Origin of the sequence: Kribbella sp. NPDC051718 (genome assembly GCF_040681515.1) — a bacterium.
Lineage (GTDB): Bacteria > Actinomycetota > Actinomycetes > Propionibacteriales > Kribbellaceae > Kribbella.
In genome coordinates, this window is the sequence record NZ_JBFAYZ010000006.1 from 206,465 (window position 1) to 221,631 (window position 15,167).

Annotated in this window: 16 protein-coding genes; 6 read left to right on the plus strand and 10 right to left on the minus strand. The window is 67.7% G+C overall.

The window, feature by feature from the left end; translation table 11 throughout:
* Positions 1-17: 17 nt before the first annotated feature.
* Positions 18-650 (minus strand): cytochrome P450, encoded by a 633-nt coding sequence (locus AB0M15_RS23570; protein ID WP_363822846.1) that lies wholly within the window; start codon positions 648-650, stop codon positions 18-20.
* Positions 635-1,213, minus strand: coding sequence for a hypothetical protein (locus AB0M15_RS23575; protein WP_363822849.1), 579 nt, complete (start codon positions 1,211-1,213; stop codon positions 635-637). The genes AB0M15_RS23570 and AB0M15_RS23575 overlap by 16 nt, the downstream gene beginning before the upstream one ends.
* 143 nt (positions 1,214-1,356) lie before the next feature.
* On the opposite strand from AB0M15_RS23575, the gene AB0M15_RS23580 reads away from it, so the two are divergent.
* A complete protein-coding gene (locus AB0M15_RS23580; RefSeq protein ID WP_363822852.1) occupies positions 1,357-1,956 on the plus strand; it encodes a TetR/AcrR family transcriptional regulator in 600 nt (199 codons plus the stop codon).
* Positions 1,953-3,104, plus strand: coding sequence for a PLP-dependent transferase (locus AB0M15_RS23585; RefSeq protein ID WP_363822854.1), 1,152 nt, complete (start codon positions 1,953-1,955; stop codon positions 3,102-3,104). The genes AB0M15_RS23580 and AB0M15_RS23585 overlap by 4 nt, the downstream gene beginning before the upstream one ends.
* Before the next feature lie 81 nt (positions 3,105-3,185).
* On the opposite strand, the gene AB0M15_RS23590 is transcribed toward AB0M15_RS23585, so the two are convergent.
* Positions 3,186-4,346, minus strand: coding sequence for an MFS transporter (locus AB0M15_RS23590; RefSeq protein ID WP_363822858.1), 1,161 nt, complete (start codon positions 4,344-4,346; stop codon positions 3,186-3,188).
* The gene (locus AB0M15_RS23595) at positions 4,343-5,140 is read right to left on the minus strand and encodes a DeoR/GlpR family DNA-binding transcription regulator (protein WP_363822861.1); all 798 of its coding nucleotides are present in this window, start codon (positions 5,138-5,140) and stop codon (positions 4,343-4,345) included. The genes AB0M15_RS23590 and AB0M15_RS23595 overlap by 4 nt, the downstream gene beginning before the upstream one ends.
* 81 nt (positions 5,141-5,221) lie before the next feature.
* On the opposite strand from AB0M15_RS23595, the gene AB0M15_RS23600 reads away from it, so the two are divergent.
* Positions 5,222-6,382 carry an MFS transporter gene (locus AB0M15_RS23600; protein WP_363822864.1) on the plus strand — a complete coding sequence of 387 codons (1,161 nt, stop codon included), beginning with the start codon at positions 5,222-5,224 and terminating at the stop codon, positions 6,380-6,382.
* Here AB0M15_RS23600 and AB0M15_RS23605 read toward each other — a convergent pair.
* Positions 6,341-7,162 carry an SMP-30/gluconolactonase/LRE family protein gene (locus tag AB0M15_RS23605; RefSeq protein ID WP_363822868.1) on the minus strand — a complete coding sequence of 274 codons (822 nt, stop codon included), beginning with the start codon at positions 7,160-7,162 and terminating at the stop codon, positions 6,341-6,343. The genes AB0M15_RS23600 and AB0M15_RS23605 overlap by 42 nt on opposite strands.
* Positions 7,163-7,197: 35 nt before the next feature.
* Positions 7,198-8,004 (minus strand): class I SAM-dependent methyltransferase, encoded by an 807-nt coding sequence (locus AB0M15_RS23610; protein ID WP_363822870.1) that lies wholly within the window; start codon positions 8,002-8,004, stop codon positions 7,198-7,200.
* A 106-nt stretch (positions 8,005-8,110) separates the two neighbouring features.
* Between AB0M15_RS23610 and AB0M15_RS23615 the strand changes: the two genes are divergently transcribed.
* Positions 8,111-8,905 (plus strand): MerR family transcriptional regulator, encoded by a 795-nt coding sequence (locus tag AB0M15_RS23615; protein WP_363822872.1) that lies wholly within the window; start codon positions 8,111-8,113, stop codon positions 8,903-8,905.
* 6 nt (positions 8,906-8,911) lie between these two features.
* On the opposite strand, the gene AB0M15_RS23620 is transcribed toward AB0M15_RS23615, so the two are convergent.
* Both AB0M15_RS23620 and AB0M15_RS23625 read right to left on the minus strand, forming a co-directional pair.
* Positions 8,912-9,919: a sugar phosphate isomerase/epimerase family protein gene (locus tag AB0M15_RS23620; RefSeq protein WP_363822879.1), complete on the minus strand. Its 1,008-nt coding sequence runs from the start codon at positions 9,917-9,919 to the stop codon at positions 8,912-8,914.
* 16 nt (positions 9,920-9,935) lie between these two features.
* The gene (locus AB0M15_RS23625; RefSeq protein WP_363822882.1) at positions 9,936-11,030 is read right to left on the minus strand and encodes a Gfo/Idh/MocA family oxidoreductase; all 1,095 of its coding nucleotides are present in this window, start codon (positions 11,028-11,030) and stop codon (positions 9,936-9,938) included.
* A gap of 73 nt (positions 11,031-11,103) precedes the next feature.
* On the opposite strand from AB0M15_RS23625, the gene AB0M15_RS23630 reads away from it, so the two are divergent.
* Entirely contained in the window at positions 11,104-12,228 is a 1,125-nt protein-coding gene (locus AB0M15_RS23630; RefSeq protein ID WP_363822884.1) for an ROK family transcriptional regulator, read from the plus strand.
* 190 nt (positions 12,229-12,418) lie between these two features.
* Positions 12,419-13,336 (plus strand): type IV toxin-antitoxin system AbiEi family antitoxin domain-containing protein, encoded by a 918-nt coding sequence (locus tag AB0M15_RS23635; protein ID WP_363822887.1) that lies wholly within the window; start codon positions 12,419-12,421, stop codon positions 13,334-13,336.
* Between the two features lie 35 nt (positions 13,337-13,371).
* Here AB0M15_RS23635 and AB0M15_RS23640 read toward each other — a convergent pair whose 3' ends face one another.
* Positions 13,372-14,376 carry an NAD(P)H-dependent glycerol-3-phosphate dehydrogenase gene (locus AB0M15_RS23640; RefSeq protein WP_363822890.1) on the minus strand — a complete coding sequence of 335 codons (1,005 nt, stop codon included), beginning with the start codon at positions 14,374-14,376 and terminating at the stop codon, positions 13,372-13,374.
* The gene (locus AB0M15_RS23645; RefSeq protein WP_363822893.1) at positions 14,373-15,167 is read right to left on the minus strand and encodes a lysophospholipid acyltransferase family protein; all 795 of its coding nucleotides are present in this window, start codon (positions 15,165-15,167) and stop codon (positions 14,373-14,375) included. The genes AB0M15_RS23640 and AB0M15_RS23645 overlap by 4 nt, the downstream gene beginning before the upstream one ends.

Consider the following 15,167-nt stretch of genomic DNA (forward strand, 5'->3'; position numbering starts at 1 on the left):
TCGACGATAGCGCCAGGTCAGCGGTCCCAGGTGACGGGTAGGGCGGTCACGCCGTACACGAGGGTGTTGTGCTTGTACGTGATCTCCTCGAACGGCACGGCCAGTCGCAGCGTCGGGATCCGGCGGTAGAGGCGGGTGTAGACCTCCTGCAGCTCGACCCGGGCAAGTTGTTGCCCAAGGCACTGATGAGCGCCGAACCCGAAGGCGAGATGCCGGGAGGCCTTGCGGGCCAGGTCGATCCGGTCCGGGTCGGGGAAGACCTTCTCGTCCCGGTTGCCGGACTGGATCGCTGCGATCAGGTACTCGCCTGCCTGGATCGTCTCGTCGCCGATCTCGATGTCCTCCATGACATGGCGGAACAAGCCGAACTGGATGACGGTCAGGTAGCGCAGCATCTCCTCGACGGCACTTGGCGCAAGCCCGGGGTCGGCGCGCAGGGCGTCGAGCTGCTCCGGGTCACGGAGCAGGGCGAGGGTGCTCAGGCCGATCATGTTCGCGGTGGTCTCGTGGCCGGCGATCAGCAGGGTGATAGCGAGCGTGACGAGTTCGGGCACGGTCAGCGGGTTTCCCTGGTCCTCGGCCCGGGTGATCAGGCGGGACAGCAGGTCGTCCTCGCGGTTCTCGAGCTTGGCCATCACCAGGCCGGCCATGTATTCGTTGATCTCGTCGCTGGCTGCATGATCTCGTCCTCGGGCAGGTCGACCGAGACGAGGATCGCGCTCCGCGCCTGGAACTCGCTGCGGTCGGCGTACGGGACGCCGAGTAGTTCGCAGATCACCAGCGATGGGATCGGCAGCGCGAACGCCTGCACCAGGTCGACCGGTCCCCCGCTGGCCAGCATCGCGTCGATGTGCTCCTCGACCAGCTCGACGATCCGCGGCCGCAGCGCCTGCACCCGGCGTACGGTGAACTCGCTGGTCAGCAGGCGGCGCAGGTACGCGTGCCGCTCACCGTCGGTCTGCAGGATCGACCCCGACTCGACCTCCCTGTTGAGGTCCGCCCCCGGTACTACGTGAGCCGAAGGTGCCGACCTTGAGCTCAACCGTGAGTCGGGCAGGAGCGCTCGCACATCGTCGTACCGGCTGACGAGCCAGGCGTCGACACCGGCCGGGGTGGAGACCTTCGTCGGGCCGTCGGCCTCGCGTAGCTTGCTGAAGCCGCTCGCCGGGTCGAACGGGCAGCCGGTCGGACGGGTGGCCGGGAAGTCGGTCATCGGCAGGATCCTCGCTGTCTATGGTTTGAACGTCGAGAAAATTTGGTAGTAACTACCATATGACTGTGTTTGCCATTTGAAATCAGCTGTCGGCGTGTTGGTATCCGTTACGCTGCCCGCACGTACTAGCAAGGGGCACGGCTATGGGGCTTCGGGAGCTGAAGCGGGAACGCACCCGCCGGCTGATCTCGGACAAGGCGTTCGAACTGTTCACCGACCACGGCTTCGGCCGGACGACGGTCGAGCAGATCGCCGCGGCCGCGGAGGTCGGGCCGAGCACGCTGTACCGGTACTACCCGACCAAGGAGACGCTGGTCCTGGAGTTCGTCGAGGACAGCATGTTCGGGGCGCTGAACTGGTTCCGCGAACAGCCCGCCGAGCTGGATCTGCCGGACGGCCTGCAGAGCGTCATCGAGTTGGTGCTCGACCAGTTGGAGCGCAATCCCGACCGGGTCCGGGCCGTGTATGAGCTGGCCGGGCAGACGGCGTCGGTGAGTGCACATCTGGCCGAGGTGACTTGGCGCTGGCGCAACGAGCTGACCGTGGAACTGGCCGGACGGCTCGCGGGTGACTCGGTGGAGTTCACGGCTGCGCTGGCTGCTGGTGCGGTCATGAACATCATCGAGGTCGTCGTGCAGACCTGGGTGGACAACCCGGACGGTACCGAGGTCAAGGACCTGGCGCACGAAGCCATGGGCCTGCTCCGCGGTGGCGGGATCCCGCTGCCTACAGTGCAGGCATGACGCCTGACCTGGACCCCTCGACCGTTGTCGTCCACGCCGGCCGCCCTGCCCGGGTACCGGATGCTCCGCTGGGTGAGTCACCGGTTTTCAGCTCTACCTACATCGCGGGCGGGGATCGCGGGTATGGGCGGTTCGACAACTCAGCGTGGGCCGCTCTCGAGGAGACGCTCGGGGCGCTCGAGGGTGGGCGCGGGCTGACCTTTGCCTCCGGTATGGCGGCCGCTGCGACTGTTTGCGACCTGGTGCCGGTTGGTGGGCGGGTAGTTACGCCGCAGCACGCCTATAGCGGCGTACTGGCTCTGCTGGATCAACAGGCCGCTACTGGGCGGCTGACTGTCACGCGGGTGTCGATCACTGACACTGCGGCGGTGTCGGCTGCAGTGGTCGGGGCGGACATGCTGTGGATCGAGTCGCCGACCAACCCGGCTATGGAGGTCGCGGACATCCCCGTTCTGGCCGCTGCCGGTCGCGCTGCGGGGGCAACGGTTGTCGTCGACAACACGTTCGCCACGCCACTGCTGCAGCAGCCGCTGTCTCTTGGCGCCGACATCGTGATGCACTCGGCGACCAAGTTCATCGCCGGGCACTCTGACGTAGTACTGGGTGCTCTCGTCACCGCATCCTCCGACCTCTGGACCGCTCTGGAGTCGCGTCGCCGAGGCTATGGCGCGATCCCCGGTCCCATGGAAGCGTTCCTCGCCCTCCGCGGCCTCCGCACCCTGGCACTGCGCCTGGAGCGAGCCCAATCCAACGCAGCCTTCCTGGCCCAGCGCCTCCTCGAACACCCCCGCGTAAGCCGAGTCCGCTACCCCGGCCTCCCCGACGACCCCGGCCACGCCCTCGCCTCCACCCAGATGTCCGGCTTCGGCGCCATCCTCGCCTTCGAACTCGGCGGCGACGCGGAGTACGCCCAAAAGGTCTGCGAATCCACCACCCTCTGGGTCCACGCCACCAGCCTCGGCGGCGTCGAATCCATGCTCGAACGCCGCCACCGCTGGCCCGCCGAGGCCCCCACCATCCCCAAAGACCTGATCCGCCTCTCAGTAGGCATAGAACACCCCACCGACCTATGGACCGACCTAGAACACGCCCTCACCCGACAACCCCAGCAAGCCACCCGTACTCAACAACAGGAAGTCCGCGGCTGACTGGGCCGATGTTGCGCTCAAACCGCATGGCGCACGGCGCCGATTGGCGACTACTTCCTGTCCTTGGGTACGGAGTTGGTGTTAGCGCTTCATCACCGAGGCGGAGGCGACGGTGATGGCGCAGAGGGCGACGGGGAGGATGAAGGCGATGTTGAGGGGCATCCAGTGAGCCAGGCCGCCGATTAGGGCTGGGCCGGCTAGTAGGCCTACGTAGCCTAGGCCGACGACTTTCGCCATCAGGGCTCCCGATGCGCGGGTGTCCAGGTTGCCGGCTGCGGTGAAGAGTTGGGGGACGCCGCCGGAGAGGCCTAGCCCGAAGAGGGCCCAGCCGACCAGGGCGAGCGGCACCCAGGGGACCACGATGACGATGGTTAGGCCGATGGCGGCGAGCAGGGCGCCGTACCGGACGATGGCTGCGGGGCCGACGACAGCGGCGACTCGGTCCGTACAGAAGCGGCCGACTGTCATCGCGACAGCGAAGGCGCCGTACGCGTAGGCCGCGGTACTGGTCGAAGTACCGAGGACGTCGCGGAACTGCAGCGCCGCCCAGTCATTGGCAACACCCTCGGCGAGCATCAGCGCGAAAGCCAACGCACCAAGCTTCCACACCAGCTTGCTCGGCGGTGCAACCCGCTCGGGCTCATCGGCAGCCGCCTCCGGCTCAGCAGGTGCCTCGATCAGGAACCGCCCAGCCGCCAGCGAGACGACGATGACGACCACCCCGGACACGCTCAAAGAAACAGCGGTCGGTACGTCCGCCTTCAACGCCGCCGCGCCGATCAGCGCCGCGAACGCCCCACCGATCGACCACATCGCATGGAACGCGGCCATGATCGGCCGCGGATAAGCCCGCTCGACGACCACCGCCTGCGAGTTCATCGCGACGTCGATCGACCCGTTCCCGAAACCGACGGCGAGCAGCGTCAACCCCAACGTCCACCAACTGTGCGCCAGCCCCGGCCCGAACAACGAGATGCCCAGCAGTACGCCGGCTGCCGGCACCAGCCGACGTTGACCGATCCGATCCGCCAGCGGCCCAGCGACCTGCATCCCGATGAACGCAGCGCCACCCAGGACCAGCAGCAACAACCCGAGCGTGCTGTGCGAGATCCCGGTCGCGTGCTCGACGTTCGGGATGTGCACGACCCACATCCCGACCGAGAAGCCGTTCAGGCCGAAGTAGATCCAAGTGGCCACCCGGGCCGCACGTGGTGGCGCGGCGGTGCCGGTGTCGACGCTCAAGAGAGCCCTTCCGAAGTTGACTGAATCATTGCCAGGTGGGCGACCTCGACCAGTACTCCGCGCTGCGCGAGCAAAGTGCGGGACTCCTCGGGTGCAGTGGAATCGGTGATGATCAGCTCGGGACGGTCGGCCGGGCAGATGTACGCGAGCGCGGCCCGATCCCACTTGGCGCCGTCGACCAGCACCATCGATCGCGTGGCCACCGCCATCGCCTGCTGCTTCACCTCGGCATCGCCCAGATCGAAAGCGGTCATCCCCGCATCGAGACTGAACGCACAGGGACTCAACACGGCAACGTCGAACCGCAACGCCCGCAGCGACGCCAGCGTGAGCGGCCCGACCATCGCCAACTCCCCCGGCCTCGGCTCACCACCAGGCATCAGCAGCCGTACCCGCGGAGCATCGATGAGCTCCTGCGCGACATGCAGCGACAGCGGCATCACGGTGACAGCGCGATCGCGAAGCAACTTGGCGACCTCGAGTGCCGTCGTACCGCTGTCCAGCACGATCGTGTCGCCGTCCTTCAGGTGCTCGACCGCAGCCCGCGCGATCGCCTGCTTCGACCCCAGGCCGGCGGTCGACCGCGCCGCGAAGGGCGGTTCGACGCCAGTCGGCATGGCCGCGATCGCACCACCGTGGACGCGCTTCAGCACACCCTGCGCCGCGAGGTAGTCGAGATCGCGCCGGACCGTCATGTCCGAGGCGCCCGTCACCGCCACCAGTTCGGCGACCCCGACCCGGCTCCCGGCCCTGAGACGCTCGACGATGACCCGCTGCCGTTCCGTACTCTTCACCAGAGTAAAACTATCATCCGCATGTTCATTCAAACAACCAGAATGTTTGAATGGTGGAACCCAATGTGAGGTTGGCGCCCAGTGAGCGAGCTCCGCCAGGCCCGGTACGCCGTCGCGGCGGTCTTCTGCGTGCACGGCTCAGTGGCGGGATCGTTCGCGACCCGGGTGCCCTGGATCCAGGACCACGCGTCGGCGAGCCCCGGCCAGCTCGGCCTGGCACTCGCCTTCCCCGCGATCGGCGCCTCACTCTCGATGCCACTCGCCGCACGGATCAGTCACCGCTACGGCAGCCGGACCGCTCTACGCGGACTGATCGCGCTCTTCACGCTCACCTTCGTGCTCCCCTCGCTCGCGCCCAACCTGGTGGCTCTGTGCGCAGCACTGTTCGTCTACGGCGCGACGGCGGGCATGGCCGACGTCGCCATGAATGCCCTGGGTGTCGAGGTCGAGCAGCGGATGGGCAGGTCGATCCTGTCCGGCCTGCACGGCATATGGAGCGTGGGGACGCTGATCGGCTCCGGGATCGGCACAGTGGCTGCCCACCTCGACGTGAGCGCCCAACTGCACCACGCGATCGCTGCGGTCGTACTGACGGTGGTCGGTACTACGGCCTGCCATTGGGTGCTCGACCTGCAGCCGACCGAGGAAGAGGAAGCGCCTCCACGCTTCGCCCTGCCGCCCAAGTCCGCCTGGCTGATCGGTGCGGTGGGCTTCTGTGCCGTCTTCGCCGAGGGCGCGAGCCTGGACTGGTCTGCGGTCTACCTGCGCGATGTACTGACCACCTCGGCCGGTGTGGCCGCAGCAGCCACTACTGGCTTCGCGCTGACGATGGCTGCAGCCCGGATCGCCGGGGATGCAGTGGTCGACCGCTGGGGCGCGGTACGGACGGTACGGATCAGCGGGGCCGTCGCCACGCTCGGCGGCGTACTAGTGGTGCTGGCCGGCCACCCACTGGTCGCGATAGCCGGCTTCGGCCTGCTGGGACTGGGCGTAGCGGTGGTGGTACCGCTCGCCTTCGCCGCTGCCGGTCGTACCGGACCCAACGCCAGCCAGGCGATCGCCGGAGTCGCCACTGTCACCTACACCGCGGGCCTGATCGCCCCATCGGTCATCGGCGGCATTGCCCAGGCCAGCAACCTCACCGTCTCCTTCATCCTGGTGACGCTGCTGGCCACGGGCATCGCGGCCTTCTCCGCCGTACTACGGCCTGCCGGCGTGCGGGACGCTCACCTCGACAGTTGAGACCAGGCCGGTGCGTTCCGGGCTCAGCATGTGCTCGAACCCACGCCACTGGGCGCTGAGCATGTACAGCGTGGTGCCGTCCGTCCCGCCGAGCATGCAGGAGAACGCGCCCCGATCGAGGTCGACCGTCTCGAGCACCTCGCCGCCCTCCCGCACCCGGACGCACCGCTGCGCGGGCACATCGGCGTACCAGACCGCACCCTCCGCATCGAGGCAGATGCCGTCGGGATGACCGTCGGGGAGGTCGGCCCAGACGCGACGGTTGGACAGGCTGCCGTCGGCCGCGATGTCGAAGGCGGCCAGCTGGCACGCGTACGACTCGGCGACGATCAGCGTGGAGTCGTCAGCCGTGATCGCCATCCCGTTGCCGAACCTGATGCCGTCGGCAACTTGCCTGGCCTGTCCGTCCGGCCTCACGACGACGACCACACCGGGCTTGCTGAAGTCGAACCAGCCGCCGTTGACGAACACATTGCCGCGACTGTCGACGACGATCTCGTTGAACAGGTCGGCCAGCCCGCTCAGGTCGGCGTACGGGACCAGCTCGCCATCCTTGTGTTGGAGGAGCGTCGCGCCGGCGATCACCAGCAAGGTGCCGTCGGGCGTCCAGTCGATCGAGAACGGGATCGTCTCCGGCGGCACGCGGACGATCACCTCGCGCTCACCGTCCGCGTCGATTGCGAGCACCTCACCGGTCCCCCAGTTCGCGAGCCACAACCGCCCGTCGTGCCACCGCGCCGATTCGCCGTACCCGAGTCCGTCCACCAGAATCTTCGTCATACCTCTAGTACGAAGCGGGCGGCCGGGTTTCGACATCAACCGCGCCGGGCCGTCACGATCGCGTATTGGTTGGAGACCTTGAAGGCCGCCGGGTCCTCGTTGATCTCCCGTACTGCGACCAGCAGCCGCCGCTCGAGCTCGGCCTGCAACTCAGCGCCATCCGGCCGCGAGGCCAACGCCTGCGCCGCGCTCACGGCCATCGGGTGCTGTGCCGACTTCTCCAGGTACTCCTCGGCCGACACCCCGGTGAGGTTCATCGAACGCACCTCGACCTCCGCCCCGAACCCGTACCTCCCGAAGGCCTCCCGCAGAGCGTCCTCGTCGTGCCAGGCAAGCGGCTTGGGCGCATCAGGGTCAGCCGGCTTGGGGCCACCGAACACCTCGGCCATGAACTTGCCGGCAGTGTTGTTGATCGCCATCATCGATCCGCCCGGCACCCACGAGGTCAACCGGATCAGCCCGTCCGGCGCCGTCACCCGCGTCATCTCGGCGATCGCCGCATCGGCATCCGGCGCGAAGATCACCGCGAAGACCGACAGCAGCAGCTCGGCTGTACCGTCCGCCACCGGGATCGAGGCCGCATCACCCACGAGGAACTCAGCCTGCAACCCACGCTCAGCAGCCCGCTTCCGCGCCACCTCCACCAGCCGCGCGGCCGGATCAACCCCAGTCACCACCGCCCCAAGCTCGGCCGCCAGCAGCGCCGCATTCCCCGTCCCGGTCCCCAAATCAACAACCCGCTTACCCACCAGCGGCTCCGACATCCCCACCACAACCTCAGAAATCGGCAGCAACGCCTCCCCCGTAGGTTCGTACTCCCCGATACCCCAGTCCAACTCCACAGCCCACTCCCTCTACCCCGAAGACCTGTCCGCCCCAGTAGACCACCACCCCTTGCACCCACCTTGCAGTTGACACTGTGTGAAGCCGTTGACTGAAAGGGCCATGATGAACATCGGAGAATTCGCCCGCCTCGGCGGCATCACCACCCGCATGCTCCGCCACTACGACGCCCTGGGCCTGCTCGTCCCCGCCCACGTCGACCCGCACACCGCGCGCCGCTCGTACGAGCTCGCCCAACTGCCGACGCTGAACCGCCTACTGGCCCTCAAAGGCCTCGGCTTCCACCTGGACGAGATCGGCCCACTGCTGTCCGAGGGTGTCGACCCAGCGGAACTGCACGGCATGCTCCGCCTCCGCGAGGCCGAGCTGGAACGTCAGGTACGCCAGCAGCGGCACACGCTGGACCGGGTGAAGGCGAGACTCCGACTGATCGAGCAGGAGACTCAGATGACCGTCGAAACCAAACACCTCGAACCCATCACCCTCGCCGCCCTCTCAGCCGACGCCCCGGACGCCAGCCGCCAACAGACGGGCGCCGTCGTCCAAGCACTGTTCGAGCAAGTCACCGACGCGATGGAGACCGCCGGCGCGGACCGCACGACACCGATCGCCCGCTACCAGCCGTCCTCAGACGCCAGCACCGTCCAGGTCATCGCCGGCTACGCACTCGCGGGCCACGAGGTGCCCGGCCTCCACGACCACCTACTTCCCGCCGCCGAGGTAGCCGCGGTCGTCCACCACGGACCGATGAGCACCATCTCCACCGCATACCAAGAGCTCGCCCAGTGGGCTGAATCCACTGAGCGAACCCCCACGACACTCACCTGGCGCGAGTACTACCTCGAGGCCGCCGGCGACGACCAGAGCAACTGGATCGTCGAAGTACAGCTGGAGATCTGAAAGAAACTACTTGTCGGTGGCGAAGGCGTCGTCGAAGGAGCCTTCGGGCTTGTCGAAGGCCAGGGCGCGGATGGTGTTGACGGCTTCGGCGGCGCCGACCTTGCGCTCCATTCCGGCGTCCTCCCATTCGACCGAGATCGGGCCTTCGTAGCCGATCGAGTTGAGGACGCGGAAGCAGTCTTCCCAGTTCACGTCGCCGTGGCCGGTGGAGTAGAAGTCCCAGCCTCGGCGCGGATCACCCCACGGCAGGTGCGACCCGAGGCGGCCGTTGCGCCCGCCGCCGACCCGCATCCGGGTGTCCTTGCAGTCGACGTGATAGATCCGGTCCTTGAAGTCCCACAGGAACGCGGCCGGGTCGATGTCCTGCCAGACCATGTGGCTCGGATCCCAGTTCAGCCCGAACGCCTCGCGGTGCCCGATCGCCTCCAGCGTCAGCGTCGTGGTCCAGTAGTCGTACGCGATCTCCGACGGGTGCACCTCGTGCGCGAACCGCACGCCGACCTCGTCGAACACGTCGAGAATCGGGTTCCACCGATCCGCGAAGTCCTTGTACCCCGCTTCGATCCGCACGGCCGGCACCGGCGGGAACATCGCGACGTACTGCCAGATCGACGACCCGGTGAAGCCGATCACCGTCTTCACGCCGAGCTTCGCCGCGGCCCGAGCGGTGTTCTTCATGTCCTCGGCCGCCCGCTGCCGCACGCCCTCGGGGTCGCCGTCGCCCCAGACCCGCGACGGCAGGATCGCCTGGTGCCGGAAGTCGATCGGGTCGTCGCAGATCGCCTGTCCGACCAGGTGGTTGGAGATCGCGAAGACCTGCAGCCCGTGCCGCTTCAGGATCTCGTGCCGGCCGGCGATGTAGTCCGGGTCGTCGATCGCCTGCTGGACGTCGAAGTGGTCACCGGAGCAGGCGATCTCGACACCGTCGTATCCCCAGGAGGACGCCAGGCTGCAGACCTCCTCGAAGGGCAGGTCGGCCCACTGACCGGTGAACAGGGTGATCGGGCGTGGCATGTGCAGGCTCCTCAGTTCAGTTTTCGACAGTGGTCCAGGCGCCGTCCGCCGCAGCGGACCGCAGTACGGCGTCGACAAGATGGGCAGAGCGGGCACCGGCGGCGAAGTCGGGCAGACCATCGGGATGGCCGCCGTCCAGCGCAGCCGCGTAGGTGTCGGCGACAAAGGAATCGAAGGCGTCCTGGTAGCCCTGCGCATGACCGGCCGGCAGCCGGTTGATCCGCGCGGCAGGCGGGCTGAGGGTGTCCGGATCGCGCGTCAGCAACTGACTCGCCGCGCGTCGCCCGACCCACAGCCGATCCGGATCCTCCTGGTCGAACCCGAAGCTCGACTCGGTCCCCGATACCTCCAGATACAAACGGTTCTTCCGACCGGCTGCGACCTGGCTCACGACGACAGTCCCGACAACCCCGGCCGCAGTACGGAACTGCGCAGTCGCCAGATCTTCGGTCCGTACCTCGACCCCGCCGCGATTCGCCCGAATCGTCCGAGTCTGCGCGCTCACATCGGCAATCCGGTCACCGGTCACGAACTCGGTCAGATCGCACCAGTGCGAGCCGATGTCGGCAAAGGCTCGCGACGGACCACCAGCGGTGTCGTCGACGCGCCAGTTCTGGTCATTCTCACCGGCTAGCCAGTCCTGCAGATAACTCCCGTGCAGGCTGGTGATCTGCCCGGCCTCGCCCTCGGCGATCCTGGTCCGCAACTCGCGCACCATCGGGTGGTACCGGTAGACGAACGGCACCGTCGCGACCCGGCCGGCCTCCAGCGCGGCCGCGTGCAGGCCGGTCGCATCCTTGGCCGAGGTGGCCAGCGGCTTCTCGCAGATCACGTGCTTGCCCGCTTCGAGCGCCTGCAGGGTGACCGGCAGGTGCGTGTTGTTCGGCGTACAGACGTGGACGAGATCGATGTCGGCGGCAAGCAGTTCGTCGAGCGTCGCGAACCCGCGCTCGGCTCCGGACGCCTCCGCCGCAGCCTCGGCCCGCTCCGGACTGGAACCGACGGCGCCGACAATCTGCGCGCCCGCGACCAGCGCCGACCGCCCGTGCACGCGGCCCATGAAGCCGCCACCGACGATCCCGACCCTGAGCTTGCGCGCTGTGGTGGACATGACGGCGACGCTATGTTGAACTTTTGTTCCCCGTCAAGCAAAAGCCTGGCGGTCCGCGACGAAAGTACGGTCAATGAGTCCAGCCCACGATGTCCTCCGGCTGCTGCTCGACGGGCAGCCGCGGACCCGTGCCGAGCTGATCGACCTGAGCGGACTCGGGCGATCGACGGTCACCGGCCGGCTCGAGGAGCTGGTCGCGGCGGGCTTCGTCGTACCGTCCGGCGAGGCGGCGTCGAGTGGTGGCCGGCCGCCGGCCCGGTTCGCGTTCAACCCGTCGGCACGGTTGGTGCTCGCGGCCGACGTCGGCGCGACCCATCTCTCGGTCGCGCTGACCGACTTGAGCGGCGCGATCCTCGACAGCACCACCTCGGCCCTCAACATCGCCGAAGGCCCCGAGACCGTCCTCACCGCCCTCGCCACCACCGGCCGCGCCCTACTCAAGCGCGCCAAGCGCTCGGTCAACGACCTGGCCGGCGTCGGCATCGGATTGCCCGGCCCGGTCGAGCACAGCACCGGCCGCCCGAACCACCCACCGATCATGCCCGGCTGGGATTCGTACGACGTCGTCGGACGGCTCACGAAAGAGTTCGGCTGCCCTGTCCTGGTCGACAACGACGTCAACCTGATGGCCCTCGGCGAGCACACCAATCAGTACGCCGACGTCGAACACCTACTGTTCGTCAAGGTAGCCACCGGAATCGGCGCCGGTGTGATCAGCGGCGGCCGCCTCCATCGTGGCGCCCAAGGCGCGGCGGGCGACATCGGCCACATCCAAGCCCCCGGCCACACCGAACTCTGCCGCTGCGGCAACACCGGCTGCCTGGAAGCCGTCGCCTCCGCCGCCGCCATCGCCACCCAGCTCAGAGCCACCGGCCTACGAACCAAAACCAGCCAGCAGGTAGTAGACCTGGTCCGCGCCGGCAACCCGATCGCCACCCAAGCTGTCCGCCAAGCCGGCCGCGAGATCGGCACCGTCCTGGCCGCCTGCGTCAGCCTGATCAACCCGTCAGTCCTGGTGATCGGCGGCTCCCTCTCCCAAGCAGGCGACCACCTCCTGGCCGGCATCCGGGAAACCATCTACGCCAGATCGTTGCCCCTAGCCACAACCCACCTGCGGGTAGCCCCCTCCCACACCGCCCACCAAGCAGCCCTCCACGGAGCCGCCGCCATGGTCCTCCAGCACACCCTCGCCTTGTAATCCCCACGCCTCCGCCGTCCGCAGCCTCGCCGTTGTGTCCCGCTCGACAGGACGTACTCGCTGCTTCGCCCAGATCCCAACGCTCAAGCAGCGCCCAACACTCCTGGCTGAGCCGAGTACCTCCTGTCGAGCGGGACAGCCTGTGGATGAACGTCAGCACGGATCCGCCGCCGTGGGGCACCCTCTTCCGGTGGAAACCCTGCCCGAGGTGCTTGCCCGCCTCGGCGGGCAAGCAACCTTCGCCGAGTTGACCCGGCTCGTCCCTAAACGCGAACTGGCTGCTCGCGTGGAATCGGGTGTCATCCGGCGGGTGGCGCTGGGCATCTACGGCTTGCCTGGACAGCCGGCCGATGAGCAGGCCGCGGTCGCCTACGACGGAGTTGTGTCGCACACCAGCGCCGCACTCGCGTGGAAGTTGCCGCTACTGAAAGCACCGGAGAAGCCGCACATCACCCTGCCGGCCAAGCGCCACCCTCGGCCAGGACCACCGGCTGTGCTGCACTGGGCTTCGATCGCCGACGAGGACCGATCGAATCGGCTGACATCCATGCTCCGGACGGTCACCGACTGCCTCCGGATCCTGCCCTTCGATGAGGCACTCGCTGTCGCCGACTCGAGCCTGGGCAAGGGGATCACCCGCCGCGAACTGCTCGCCGCGACCACGGCGATGCGCGGCCCCGGCTCCGGAAGGGCACGCAAGGTCGCCGCCCTGGCCACTGCTGGGGGCGAAAGCTTCCTCGAGTCCATGTTGCGTGCGTTGCTGATCCAGGCTCGCATCGAGGGTTTCGAGACTCAGGTCGTGGTCGAACGGGGATGGGTCAGGGCACGAGTGGATCTGGGGCATCGAGAACTCAAGATCGCACTGGAGGCAGAGGGATACGAGTTTCACGGATCGAGTAAGACATTCGCTGAGGACTGTCGCCGCTACGACGAACTGGTCGCGGCGGGTTGGCTGGTGTTGAGGTTCACCTACCAGCAGGTGCTGTTCGAGTCCGAATGGGTGATCGAAGTGGTCCGGCAGCTGATCGTGTCCCGCTCGACAGGAGGTACTGCCGATTCGGTGGCTCGGCGGTCCGGTGCTGAGCGGGGGCGCCGGAGGAAAGGCTGAGTACCTCCTGTCGAGCGGAACAGAATCCGACAGTGTCAGCCCCAGCGTTCTGACTTGGCTGAGCGGGAGACGAGGCTGAAGAGCATGTCTTTGGGGGTCATCTCGCCGGCGACGACCTTCGTCACGTGTTCGGCGATGGGCATTTCTACGTCGTGGTGGTGGGCCAGCTCGGTGATGGAGGCGCAGGACTTGACGCCCTCTGCGACCTGGCGGGTGGCGCCGGCGATTTCGGCGACGGTCATGCCCTGGCCTAGTTTTTCGCCGAAGGTTCGGTTGCGGGACAAGGGTGAGGAGCAGGTGGCGACCAGGTCGCCGAGGCCCGCTAGGCCGGAGAAGGTGTGTTCGTCGGCGCCCAGGGCAGTACCGAGGCGGGCGGTTTCGACTAGGCCGCGGGTGATGACGGAGGCGCGGGCGTTGTCGCCGAAGCCGAGGCCGACGGCCATGCCGACGGCTAGGGCGATGACGTTCTTGGTGGCGCCGCCTAGTTCGCAGCCGATGACGTCGTTGTTCGTGTACGGACGGAAGGTCGGCGAGTGGCAGAGCTTCTGCAGCCGGGCGGCGGTGCCTTCGTCGGCGCACGCGACAACAGCTGCGGCCGGCTGACCTTCCGCGATCTCGCGGGCGAGGTTCGGGCCGGAGACGACGGCGATCCGCTCGGGGCCGGCGCCGGTCAGCTCGGCGATCACCTCGCTCATGCGCTTCGTCGTACCGACCTCGACACCCTTCATCAGCGAGACCAGCGGTACGGCGGCCGGCAGCACGTCGGCCCAGTCGCGCAGGTTGTCCCGCAACGACTGCGACGGGACGGCGAGCACGATCGCCTCGGCTCCGTCGGCAGCCTGCGCCGGGTCATGCGTTGCGGTGATGGCGTCCGGGAGTCGCAGACCGGGCAGGTAGTCAGGGTTCTCGTGCCGCGTGTTGATCGCCTCGCAGAGCGATTCGCGGCGTCCCCAGACGGACACCTGATTGCCGGCCTGGGCCAGGACGATCGCGAAGGCAGTCCCCCAGGACCCCGCACCGAACACCGCAACCTTGGTCATCGACTCTCCCCATCCTCACGGAACTTGTGCTTGCGCAAGTCGTAGAGCTCCTTCGGCGGCGTCTCGCCGCGCAGTACGCCGAGCTCGCCGGCCACCCGCTGCATGATCACCTCGGTTGCCTCGTGCAACAGCTCGTTCGTGATCGGCTTGCCCTGGAACGCGCTCAGATCGACCGGCTCCCCGGCGATCACCCGCATCGTCTTGCGCGGCAGCAGCCGCACCCGCAGGCTGCCGTACGACGCGAACACCTCCTGCGCTCCCCAGTTCGCGATCGGGATCACCGGACAGCCGGTCATCAACGCGATCCGGGCGGCGCCGGTCTTGCCGGTCATCGGCCAATGGTCCGGGTCACGCGTGATCGTGCCCTCGGGATAAACGCCGACGCACTCGCCCTTCTCGACCGCCGCGACCGCGGCCCGGAATGCGTCCGCGGCCTCGGCCGAATCGCGATAGACCGGAATCTGCCCGGCACTGGTGATGATCCGCCCGGCGATCGGCAGCTTGAACAGCGACGCCTTGCCGAGCAGCCGCGGAATCCGCCGGCATTCCCAGATGTAGAGCCCGAGCACGAACGGGTCGAAGTGCGAGATGTGGTTCGTCACGAACACCATGCCACCGGTCCGCGGCACGTTCTCGCGGCCGCGGAAGTCCTGTTTGGTCCAGGTCAGCATGAAGGGTTTGACGATGGCGACCACCAGGCCGAACCAGAACCCCCGGCGTGGCCGGGGCCCCTCGGTGGTGCGCTGGCCGTTCACTACTGCCTCCTGGTGGCTGTGGTTGCCCTCGGTCAT